Genomic DNA, 12,594 nt, shown 5'->3' with positions numbered 1-12,594 from the left:
TTTTCGTTTGTTTTCTTGGCGAATTTTGGTGATAACTTTTAAAGGTAACAAAGGTAACAACCTTTACAGTTAACAACTTGTATCTCGTATCTTGTTTACTCGTAACTTGTAACTGTTAAAAGGTAACAAAAGTAACAACCTTTTCAAAGTTTTTCATTCTGTCACCTTTTGTAATATAACACGCTTGTTATCCTTATATACAGATAAAGTTATATGAATAAAGTAACACCTGTCCTTTAACTACTGATACGTTTTGGTTAATGGATTCCAGTTGTCGCAGCCACTCAGTACATTCTCAATAGTGTATTCTTTTGCTTCGCCGGAAGATAATATTTTAGCCCATTTTACACGGCCTGATGTATTTGCTCCTTCACCTTTGTTGTTATATTCCATATAACGGGCTGTCTTTTCATTGTCAGCATTGCGCCAATTGTCCCATCCGGTCGTATTTATTCCTTTTGGGAGGGTACAGTTCATAAACAAAGTCATGGAATAAGCCCTCCATGGACGGCCAAGATAGACAGAGTTGATGCCGTTGGCCATTGTGATTGTACAATTGTTGAATATATATCCGTATTTTATATTTTCGGGTGTATTGGCTGCTGTAATATATGAGTTCCTTTTGCAATGAATAGTACACTTTTCGAACCAGGCAGTAGACGGGCCGAAAATAAAATCGGTAGTACCTTCGATGTAGCAATTCTCGAAATATTGCCTTGCTCCGTCTCTACCCGCGTAGAGCGTATCCTGATGACCGAGCAGGCGGCAATTGCGGAGTATGACACGGTCACCTTCGATATGCAGGGCAACGGCCTGCCCGAGTTCTGCCGCAGAGTTTTCTATTGTGAGATTTTCCAGTGTAATATCATTTCCACTCAGGAGGAAAGTATATGTTTTGAAAGTACCCATCTTGTTTATATTCGCATGATCGTCATGGTTGATAACAGTTTTTTCCCTGTCTTCTCCGATTAAATGTATATTAGTGATATGCGGAGGAATGATTAACTTCTCTTTATAAACTCCGTTCTTGATGAATATAGTTATTATTCCTCTGGGATCGGCTGTGCGGACAGAATTAATCGCTTCCTGTATGTTCCTGAAATCACCGGTTCCGTTGCGGTCGACTGTTATTCCGGTTTTCTCCTGAGCATAAAAGCAGGTGGAAAATAATAACAAGCAAGCTAAAATGAGTTTTTTCATGGGGTATAATAGTTACAAGGTGACAATTATTTTACACTTTTCACTTTTAAAAGGCTATTCAGGTAAACTTCCAGATAGGTATAGCCTTCTTCGTCTGTATCATTTGCCAATTTGCCCGGATAATGTTTTTCCAGCCATCCGTCCGGAATGCCATCTATATTTGAATCGACGGGCACGGTTGCAGGGTCATAGATATATGTTTCCCATCCGCCCACATCATTTTGTGAATCAATCAGGCCCGGTTTGGTTCCAAGTCTACCCGAGGCTCTGACAGGAGTTAATCCTCTGGCAGTCTCGTTCACTACTCTTGTATCTGTTTTATCCCGTATGTGACTGGCTCCGGCATTTGCCAATACTTTTTTATAAGCATCCTTTGCATTATCTGTTGTTGTATAAGGTACATCGAAAGGCCTGTCCACTACGATATCCTTAATATCCTTAGATGATGGATTAGGTTGTAAACCTATCAGGTTGTTTTTGTTTACTTTTTCATTTTCAGGGAAATAATTTCCATCCAAGAAGAATTTACCCCATATCCCTTTGACCTGTTTGTTTGTTCCGTCATCGGCATTCGGTGAAAATATCCTGTCGGGGTTTGAGGAAGTGGGAGAAGGTTTGTAGTAGTTGTTGACAAAATTATACCTGCCGCCTTCCCCTGCATATCCGCTGTTACTTCCCCAGTTATATATTACATTGTTCCTGAAATCTACCAGTTCCAGCTCAGGCTGGTTACTGTAACGGCTTCCGCACATACGCGGATTGCGGCTGTCGTGATGTGCCAGCAGATTGTGATGATACGATGCCTTTTTTCCACCCCATATTGCTCCATAGCCGTGACTCCCTTTCTGATGAACCGACCCCCGTAAACTTTCGGAGATGATACACCATTGCATGGTGAAATTCTCGTTGTCATAAAACGAGGAACATTCATCCGTACTCCAGCTCATAGAACAGTGATCTATGATAATATCCTTGTTGCGGAAACCATATAACGCATCATCCTGTACTTTTTGTAAGTCTCCGAGCCGGAAACGCATATAACGTATTATGACATTATTGCCTTCTACCCTTACCGGGTAATCCGAGATACAGATACCATCACCGGGTGCACTCTGTCCCGCAATAGTGATACTGTCGGATATTTGCAGTTTCGATTTTAAGCGGATAATACCGGCAACTTTAAAAAGGATTGTTTTTGCCCCCGGTCTTTTCAGGCACCAGCGAAGCGTACCTTCCTGAGTTTTCTTATTACCCGTTATTGTATCTTCGAGGGAGTTAACGTAATATACTTTGCCTCCCCTGCCTCCGGAGGTGTACATTCCGCCGCCTTCTGCACCGGGGAATGCGGGAGTTTGGCTATAAGCAAAGGCCAGACAAAGCGAAAAGAAGAGAAGTAGTATAAGTTTTTTCATATTTAATTTCAAGATTTCAAGATTTCAAGATTTCAGGTTCCAAGATTGTTTCTTACTCCTATATTTAATCTTGAAACCTGAAATCTTGAAATTAAAATTATTTATCCAGTAATACACTAAGCATAATGAATGGTCCTACAGCTTTAGGGTCATTGTCCCTTACAGGTTCGTTTATATAGTATTCATAGCTTCCGTCTCGATAGTTATTTTCGCCGCCCAGTCCGGCAACGCTACAACCATCTGTGAGTGAAAGGGTACCGTCTCCGTTGTCTTTTATAAATCTTTTTACAAACTGGTCATAGGCTATTTCTCCTTTTTCGAGATAACTTTTATCGAGATATCCTTTCTGAGCGCCTTTCACCCATGTATAGATGAACATAGCCGATGCGCTGGATTCTATATAATTACCTTTACGCCCCATCTGATCGGTTACCTGGTACCACATCCCGGTTTTTTCATCCCTGTATTTTTCAATAGCGGACGACAAGTCTTGCAGCAATTTGATCACATCGCCCCGCTTTTCATGGTTTTCGGGGAGATAATCGAGTACATCTACCATTGCCATCATATACCAGCCAATGCTTCTCGACCAGAAATTAGGAGATAGTCCTGTTACCTTATCTGCCCACCGTTGCTGCCGGCTTTCGTCCCAGCCATGATAGTAAAGGCCTGTTTTAGCGTCATACATGTATTTATGTACATCCAATATTTGAACAACAACGTCGTCGAATAATTCCAGTTCATTGAAAGTTTTGGCATATTCTGCCAGAAATGGCCCCGCCATATATAATCCGTCGAGCCATACCTGATGCGGATATATCTTCTTATGCCAGAAACTACCGTCAGCAGTACGCGGATGTGTCCGCATCTGGTCGCGCATCAGATCGAGTGCTTTTCTGAAGCGTTCCTGTTTGGTAAGCGCATACACCGGGAAGAGGAACTTACCTGAATTTACCCGGTCTATATTGTATTCCAGGGGTTTATAGGTCTTGATCTGCCCGTCAGGCTCAACCATGAGGTCGGCAAAACTATATACATAGTCGTAATATGTTTGGTCGAACGTCTTTTGCCATGTCTGGAATATGGCTTGCAACTCAAGTCCGTGGCAATAGTTCCATTTGGGAGCTTTGGAAAAATCGAGCATCCACGATTCGGGGTTTCGCTTTATTTCCGAATCGGTCAGGCGGACATAATATTTTGTCTGGGCTTCCATTGATATGATGGAAGCTATAGACAATAAGCAAATAAGTAGTTTAATATTCATGCCTGTTTCACCTTTCTTTTATTTTGTTTCTTTGATAAGAGTCTTATCTATCGTTTTTGGCAAATGTATATCTTTATTATTGCCACTCATATTTACCACCTCTTTTAGAGATACAGGGAATTTAAAATCCGAAACGGTTACATTCTCTACATTCCGGAGAATAAGAGCCGCCCCCTGTGCCGGCACGATTTTTACATTTTTGAAATGAATATCTTTCGATTCCACAAGTTCAGCTCCGATGTTTGCCGTGATAATGACATCTTCCACATTTATATTTTCAATCTTCATTTCCGGCAGGCCATTAAAAAACATAGCCCGGCGTGCATTTCGCGACACAAGATTCTTTACATAAATATTTTTGAACGCGGGAGTCGTTTCGTCCACAGCCGGAACGGTAGATGCTACAGGTATGGTATCGCCGTCTTCAAGCGATTCTACTGCCGATTTACCGCCATAATAAAGATCGAAGAGGAACGATTCGGTTGCAATATCAAACATATTTATGTCTCTAATATAAATATTTTCCACCACACCGCCACGGCCACGGCAGCTTTTAAATCTCAGGCCTACGTCCGTACCGAGGAACTGGCAGTTGGACACCGATATATTCCTGACACTACCCGACATCTCACTGCCGACAACAAAACCTCCGTGCCCCTGGAAAACTTTGCAATTATCTATCAATACATTTTCGGTCGGTCGGTTACGTCGGCGACCGTCTTCATCTTTCCCCGATTTGATACAGATAGCATCGTCACCAACATCGAAGATACTATTTACTATGATCGAATTCTTACATGATTCCAGATCCAGACCGTCCCCATTCTGGGCATATCCAGGATTGCGTACCATCACATTGTCTAAAATAACGTTCTCGCACATCAGAGGATGTATATTCCAGCTTGGTGAGTTTTCGAACAGAACGCCTTCCAGTAATACATTTTTACATTCGATGAAGCTCACCATTACCGGTCGGAGAAAGTCTTTTATTTCCATCCATTCCGCTTCGGTCAGGTCCTGGCGGGGGACATTCATATCACTTATCTCAAGCCCTTTCAAAGAACCTTTTGATGGAAACCAGTAGTTATCATCTTTCACCACACCTCCGGAGGCGATTACCTTTTTCCAATGGATTTCCGTCACCTTACTTCTCTTCAGTGGACGCCAGGCTTCGCCCGATCCGTTGATGGAACCTTCTCCTGTTATGGCTATATTTTCAAGGTTACGCCCTGATATAGGAGATTGGCAGCGGCGCGTATCCAGCCCTTCGAAAACTGTGTTGACAAGCGGATACAGATTGAAATCGGCGGAAAACAATATAAGCGCTCCTTTATCTAAGTGCAGGTTTATATTCGATTTGAATACGATAGGCCCTGTATACCATACTCCGGAAGGGACGAAAAGAGTACCGCCTCCTTTCTTTGACAGTGCATCTATTGCTTTTGCAAAAGCTCCGGTATTCAGGGTTATTCCATCAGCGACTCCGCCAAAGTCGGTAATCGATACCTTATAGTCTGGGAATACCGGATGTTGAATGACTGGCATTTTGAATGGCAGGTCTTTATAGAGATAGTTATATCTGTTTTCAGCCTTTACCGTACTTACAGAAAGCAAAATGCATAGAAGGACAAAAGACATTTTTGTCAAAAAATTCATATCATTACTTTTTTAGATAGAGGAGGATATTACATCCTCCTCCATGTTGTATATTAATTATTTATTAACGCCATCTGGGATCTCCGATATTATTGTTGAACGAGCCGTCTTTAATTGAGAAATCGCCATTCTCAGGATCTGTAAATAAGTCGGCTGCAGTACCGCTATATGTAGAGTAAGTAACGGCGTCACTAGTTTGAGCCCAATTACTTGTAGCATATGTAGAGTTTATAGATGGAACAGGTACGGAACGGATACCCAGGGCTGTGGCATCACCAGTCATACCTAATATAGTATTGCTGATAGTGAAGGTCGTAGCTCCATAACCAGTGTTGAAATCAATAAAGCGCTGGCTGGCTCCCGCTACTTTATACAAGGTACAGTTGCTTATAGTCAGACTCTCCATATTGGTCTTATTACTGTAAATAAATCCTTTACCTGATGCACATACTTTATCGAAAGTAGAATTGCTTATAGTCAGATTCTTTAATACGCCACTTCCCGAATTAGCATCGATATGAATAAAGAAGTAACCGCTACCTATATTACGGAAGATACAATTGTTAAGAACCAGTGAGTTGACAACTTTTATCGGTGTACTTTGCATCCGGAAAAAACTTGTCGCTATATTCTGAATAAGACAGTCATCAAACTCAATCTTATTTACCTGTCCGGCGCTACTCTGATTCATTATATAGCCTTTATTCAGGCAATCAAGATTTAAATTCTGGAATGTGATGAAATCATGACTTCCGGCATAATCTACAGTTCCCTGAATTCTTAGTGCAGTTTTATTACTCCCCGGAATACCGAAGAAGTTGATTGACATTCCATCCGGTATCGTTATTTTTTCAGCTACGGTATAGGTTGCGTCTGCAGCTAGTGCCAGAGTTATCGATTTACCCGGGTACTGTGTTGCCAGACCATCCAGATATGTCTGGTCTATGATGTCATCAGCGGCCAGATATAGTATAATGTCGGCACCAGGCGCTTCCGGGAAAGTAGTAAAGAGGGCATAACCTCTTCTGATAATGTTATTATACAGATTGGCCTGATAAGAAGTATTCGGTTCAAGACCGGTCAAAGTAGTTTCTCCGGCGGCGATTTCATCAGCAGTTAAAGTTTTTTCCTGAACTACCAGGTTGTTTTTCGACAATTCTATTTTAGTAACGGTTGCTCCGGCAGTCCATGATAGCCTTATACTGCTCGATGTCTTATCGCTGTTTGATACAGAGTTCATTATCTGTTCAGATTTAGTCTTGAACGAAAATTTCTCAGGATAAGTCCATTTTGATCCGGTTTTTACCGAAGACATGGCTTTAATACGGATAAAGTACTTACTGTCACTATCCAGGTCTGTCAATACATAAGGAGATTGAGTGATAGTTTTATTTTCACCGAAAATAATGCTATTAGTGTTATTCATGGGTACCTCGTTATATAAAGTATCCTTGCTGACTTCTATTATATAATATTCGGTGCCCGGAGTTTTCGTCCACTTGAATTCTGCTGTTGTAGCTTCGGGAGAAATGCTCAGTGATGAAGAAGTGACGCTGAACAAACGATCGTATGAGTTGTCTACATCCCAGTCATTTCCATCTGTACAAGACACAGTGGCAAATATGGTCAGAAGCGTGAATGCTCCCCGACCGATTATATATTTTATTTTTTTCATCTTGCTCATTTTATTTTTTTGTACACTATTAATTGCTGTATCCATATGAATTTTGCAATTTTCCGTTAGATGCCGAAATCGTTGTCGAAGCCAACGGCAGTAAGTAACGGTTCCTTACCGTTGAATTCAATCCGGATGAAATGGACGGCAGATTGGTTTTTAACTGCGTCTGGGTAGCAGCAGTCCTTTCAGCCCCGAAGAATGATGCATTGGCATCATAGTTACCTGTGTTGGCCGGTGTTTCATACCATGTTACACTGGACATGTCGATGACTGTTTTTGATGCATCAGTGTAATTGAAATAGATTTTTTCAGGATATTTGTTGGCCAGTTGTTCTTCATAGTTAGCCTTGAATTCGTTAATCTTTTTGCTTAACAGATTCCAGCGGATCAGATCAAATTTACGGAAACCTTCACCAGCCAGCTCCCAGGCATTTTCATCAACTATTGCATTGAAGAAAGAATCTTTGTCAGCAGGAATGTTTGCAACATATTCTTCCGCGACACTTTTATGTGTATCATTGAACGCTCGGGAATGTACTTCGCCTAATGCCTGACGGGCTGTCAGCCCGGCCGAATTAGTATAACCTCCATCGGGGCCGGCCAGCTCGTTCATTACTTCCGCATACATCAGCAATACTTGCGGATAGCGCATCCTTACTACATTGATACCACTCATCCATTTTGCATTGCCCGTAGCGATTGCCACATTACGCCATTTTTCGCTCATTTTGCGGATATCCCACTTCCCGACGTAAATGCCAAACGGCGCATTGCCTATCGTGGATTCTTCCAATACTCCGTTGGTTTCTTTCAATTGTACATGGGCACATGTAATATCACGGCGCAGGTCGTTTTTGTCGAATGACCAGAAGAAAGGAGCGGTAACTTTTTGTTTTCCGGATGAGTTGCCTTTTTCTCCGTATTGAGCACTGGCTCCATTGATACGCACCCCTATCGTATAGCCAAGTTCACTGCTTACTCCTAATCCCATTGGGATTTCGAATATATTCTCACGATAAGTCTGGTCCAGTCGGCTCTGGTTGAGTAAGTACCATTGGTCTTCGACCGAAGGGTTCAATTTATGGGTATTATTGGTAATAACAGCAGATAAATGAGTCAAAGCCAACTCATACATGGATTTACGGGTAGCATCGTCGCAACGCTGAGTGGGGTAGGTTCCATCGCTATTTTCAGTGGCGGTGATATAACCACTTTTCGATTTCTCACGGATAGCCCATCCGCCACGTGTCAGGGCGATATTAGCTAATAGTGTATGTGCATAGCCTTTGGTTACACGTTCGGTAGTGTAAGAAGAAACCTCTCCGGCCCAGGGGAGAAGCCCGATGGCTTCCTCCAGGTCGGTAATCAACCGGTCCATGATCTCATCCCGGTCTGTTTTTTCGAGATAGGCATTGCTTAAATCGGGTTTTGAAGATTCAAGTTTCAACGGTACGTCCCCAAAGAAGCGAATCAGGTCAAAATACAGCATAGCACGAATGGTTAATGCTTCACCTTTGAAACGAAGCATTGTGGTGCCATCACTGCCTCCCGATTGGGCCAGGGTGCTGCTATTGATGCCTTCAACAGTAAGGTTGGCATTTTCGATCATACCATACATCGCGTCCCATAATTTGGCAATATTCCCCCAACCCGGGCTGGCATTATAATTCATATTACCACGTTCGTTGGCAGTATTGGTGGCATCCCCGCCCAATCCGTCTATCAGTTCACAATCGGTATTTGTTCCCCATACGATAGGGATATATTGTGAGTAAGTTTGGTCCAGGGTCATCTCTCCATAGAGTTTATTTATTGTTAACCCGGTGTAATATGTCGATTCAAAAACAAGGTCTTTTGTTAGTTCTGACGGTGAACTCTGGTCTAAAAAATCGGAGCAGGCAGATAAGCCCAGTATACCGGCAGACAATGCTATTGTTTTAATTATATTTTTCATAATCGTTTTTCTTCTTTAGAAATTAGAATGATACATTTATACCGGCTACAAAAGAACGGCTTTTCGGATATGAGGCATAGTCAACACCCGGGGTCATAGGGTTTTTCTTGCTACTGGTGTCCACTTCAGGGTCAGATCCTGAATAATCTGTGATACACAGCAGATTGTAGCCTGTTAGATAGATTCTTACATCTTGTATAAAGGCTTTTTTTACCCATGTCTTAGGAAAGTTATAGCCTATAGTCACATTGTTTATACGCAGGAACGAGGCATTTTCTACGGCATAATCTATCAATTGCATATTGGTAACAGCAGCCGGGTTGTATATACTGGCTCCTGCATTTATTTCATTCAGGCGTGCAGCCACAGCATCGGCACTTCCATAATAAGATATCGTAGAATTGCTTATTTTACCAAGATTCATCCCTGTTACGGGGTCAATCCATGTATAACGGTTGCTTATCGCAAAATCGTTATTGAGGTTATAACCTTTCGCAGATCCTGTGTTGAAAGCCAATGCCAGTTTGTTCCCATTTATGATTTTGTTTCCAATGGAATAGTTACAGAATACGTTGAAATCGAAATTGCCTATATTACCGTTGAACCCAAAACCACCTGTAACAGGAGCTATGGTGTTACCCAATCTCTGTTTGAGAGGTTCTCCGTTTTCGTCACATTCGACTTTTAATGCACCTGGATAGTAGTTACCTCCGGTAAAGGTTTTACTGTTGTCAACAATACCATCTCTCAATACCCAGTTTGTACCATTCAATACCAATTCGCCGTTGGGATTAGTATTCGGGTCGTATGCCGTAAAGTATCCATTGGTCTTATAACCCCAGATTTCACCGAGGCGTCCACCCTCTTCCACACGGAAATCTTCGTATTTGTAAAGAGTGCTGCCTGCCCAGCTACTGCTTTGCCACGAACTTTCTATAGGTAGCTTGTCAATTTTACTCCTGTTGTAAGATATGTTGAAGTTAAAGTTCAGATTGAAATTTTTTTGATCTACCAGTACGGCATTCATTGCTAGTTCGATGCCCTTGTTCGATGTCTGTCCAAAATTCTGGAATTGATTGTCGTTGCCGGTATTTGACGGGATTACCGTTTGCATCAGCAAATCCCTGGTTGTATTCCAGTATAAGTCTAAAGTACCGGAAATACGATTGTTCAGGAAGCCATAATCTATACCGAAGTTACGGGTAACAGTTGTTTCCCATTTCAGGTCCGGATTGTATAGAGTTTTGCCTGCCTCCAGCATACTGGTGCGGTTGTCATTAAAGAAAGGGGCTTTTGATGTATTGCTGGCCATAGAATAAGTGGTACTTGTCAAACCTGACTTAATACGGTTATTACCTGCAGTACCAAAACTCAGACGGAACTTCATATTCGATAACCAACTATTGGTACTACTCATGAATTCTTCGTCAGACATCCGCCAAGCCAGTGCTGCAGAAGGGAAAACACCCCATTGGTTACCTTGGGCAAACTTACTGGAGCCATCGGCCCGCATTGTCGCGGTGAATAAATATTTACCCAGCATTGTATAATTTACCCGGCCAAAGAAAGATAACATATTCTCTTTTGCTCCTATTGTCGTGATTGTAGGTAGAGGAGATCCCGCCGACATGTTAGCCTTCACTTCGGCAATAGTCATAGAAGTAGGGAATTCCACAGATGTGTTTTCAACTGATTTTGCCTGGCTGCTGGAGACTTCATGCCCTAATAATATATTCAGGTGGTCGCGTCCGTCAAACATTTTCTTATTATCGTAAGTCACTGTATTTGCATTCCGCCAGTTCTTGGTTGTAGTTCTTAACAATATAGCCTGAGGTTGCCCGTCATATTTCAGTTTTGAGTTTTGAACAGCATCGGCAGACCAGATTTGGTCTGTATCATCATATTTCCAGCCATAACCAAATTCGGAACGGAAAGTAAGTTCCTTTGTAGGCTTCCAGTTCAATCCCGCATTGTAATTCTGGTTGAATGTGCTACGTCTTTTGTATGTAGCCAGTGAACGTTCCAATGGATTTTTCTGGGATGAGGTATTGTTTTCTTCATCGTCCGTATTACTGGATATTGGATTAACAGGACGGAAACGGGCCGAATTGGCAACGATAGAATTAGCTGCATTCGATTCGTTCGTATCAGCACCTCCACTCAGGCCATCTACAGATGTATAACTCAAGCGTCCATTGAAGTCCAGGCTCAACCATTGGTTCAGGTTAGTATTGATTTTTGCATTAATATTATCCTTCTTGAAGCCGGAGCCCAACATGATGCTTTTTTCTTCGTTATGGGCATAACTTACGCTGTACTTTATATCTTTGGTACCACCGCTTACATTTACATTATATTGTGTCTGGTTGCCGGTGCGTCCGAAAATTTCATCCTGAAAATCGTTTCCTTCTACAGATTTCCAGATCCTGAAAATTTCCATAGTCGGTATTGCCTAATTCGTGCTGGTAGTAAGCAAAGTCATACGGACTCATCACTTTAGTCATTTTAGCGACTTTTCTTATACCGAAATATGCTCCGAAGTCGACTCTGGTTTTTCCTTCTTGGCCACTTTTAGTTGTAATGATGATTACACCATTTGCGCCGCGTGCACCGTATATGGCTGTAGAAGAGGCATCTTTCAATACATCGATGCTCTGTATTTCAGTGGGTGCAATATCGCTGATGCTTGAAACCTGGAATCCGTCAACAATATATAGTGGAGAATTGTCCTGAGAAAGTGAGCCTCCACCCCGCACCCGGATTTTTATATCTGCGTCGGGAGAGCCTTCAGTGGTAGTGATATTTACTCCCGCCAGTCTGCCGGTCATAGCTTCAACAGCACTGGATACAGGAATAGAGCCGATATCTTTGGACCCAATGGAAGCTACGGAACCTGTCAGGTCTTTTTTTGCAACTGTTCCATATCCGATTACTACCACCTCATCCAGTTCGGAACTAAGGTCTTCCATTACAAAGTCGATTATATTTCCTGTAATTGGTTTTTCATTCGGTTTCATACCGATATATGAAGCCAAAAGGGTTTTGTCAGCATTGCTGACAGAAAGTGTGTACTTACCATCGATATCGGTCATTGTACCTTTGGTCGTACCTTTGATTGAAACTGTAACACCAACCAGAGGATCACCCTGAGTATCGGTTACTGTCCCTTTTATCTCACGTTGCTGGGCATATACGGTTTGTCCGCATAACAGAAACATTGAGATACAGATAAGAGACAAAATTCTTTTGATTGTCTTTTGCATGGTTGTTTAGATTTATGATTTGTATTTCTTTAAAAATTGTATCCGAAAGGATGAGGTCGTTTTGTCAGTCCAGATTTTTCTTATTAAATTCAGTTATATTTTTCTTTACGGTAATAGATAGTTTGGATGTTTTTTAGTCATTAAAAAATACTTTGGGTTTTATTTAA

At 41.8% G+C, this 12,594-nt stretch carries 6 protein-coding genes and 1 pseudogene; all 7 read right to left on the bottom strand.

Annotated features, from left to right (window positions below; genetic code table 11):
* Positions 1-240: 240 nt before the first annotated feature.
* The 7 genes and pseudogenes from ACFO6W_RS01585 to ACFO6W_RS01555 all read right to left on the bottom strand — a co-directional run bounded on the left by ACFO6W_RS01585 (position 241) and on the right by ACFO6W_RS01555 (position 12,427).
* Positions 241-1,200: a pectinesterase family protein gene (locus ACFO6W_RS01585; RefSeq protein ID WP_379993552.1), complete on the bottom strand. Its 960-nt coding sequence runs from the start codon at positions 1,198-1,200 to the stop codon at positions 241-243.
* A gap of 26 nt (positions 1,201-1,226) precedes the next feature.
* A complete protein-coding gene (locus ACFO6W_RS01580; RefSeq protein WP_379993551.1) occupies positions 1,227-2,612 on the bottom strand; it encodes a pectate lyase family protein in 1,386 nt (461 codons plus the stop codon).
* A 97-nt stretch (positions 2,613-2,709) separates the two neighbouring features.
* On the bottom strand, positions 2,710-3,876 hold the full coding sequence (locus tag ACFO6W_RS01575) for a glycoside hydrolase family 88/105 protein (protein WP_379993550.1): 1,167 nt from the start codon (positions 3,874-3,876) through the stop codon (positions 2,710-2,712).
* Positions 3,877-3,894: 18 nt separating this feature from the next.
* Complete coding sequence (locus ACFO6W_RS01570) at positions 3,895-5,532, bottom strand: glycoside hydrolase family 28 protein (RefSeq protein ID WP_379993549.1); 1,638 nt, start codon at positions 5,530-5,532, stop codon at positions 3,895-3,897.
* A 64-nt stretch (positions 5,533-5,596) separates the two neighbouring features.
* Positions 5,597-7,207, bottom strand: a complete 1,611-nt coding sequence (locus ACFO6W_RS01565; RefSeq protein WP_379993548.1) for a DUF5123 domain-containing protein — start codon at positions 7,205-7,207, stop codon at positions 5,597-5,599.
* Between the two features lie 28 nt (positions 7,208-7,235).
* Positions 7,236-9,164, bottom strand: coding sequence for a RagB/SusD family nutrient uptake outer membrane protein (locus ACFO6W_RS01560; protein ID WP_379993547.1), 1,929 nt, complete (start codon positions 9,162-9,164; stop codon positions 7,236-7,238).
* 22 nt (positions 9,165-9,186) lie between these two features.
* Positions 9,187-12,427 (bottom strand): annotated as a pseudogene (locus tag ACFO6W_RS01555) (SusC/RagA family TonB-linked outer membrane protein).
* Positions 12,428-12,594: the final 167 nt, after the last annotated feature.

Origin of the sequence: Dysgonomonas termitidis, assembly GCF_042654545.1 — a bacterium.
In the GTDB taxonomy this organism is placed as follows: Bacteria; Bacteroidota; Bacteroidia; order Bacteroidales; family Dysgonomonadaceae; genus Dysgonomonas; species Dysgonomonas termitidis.
The sequence above is the reverse complement of the archived record's forward strand: the minus strand, read 5'-3'. Positions and strand labels throughout refer to the sequence as shown.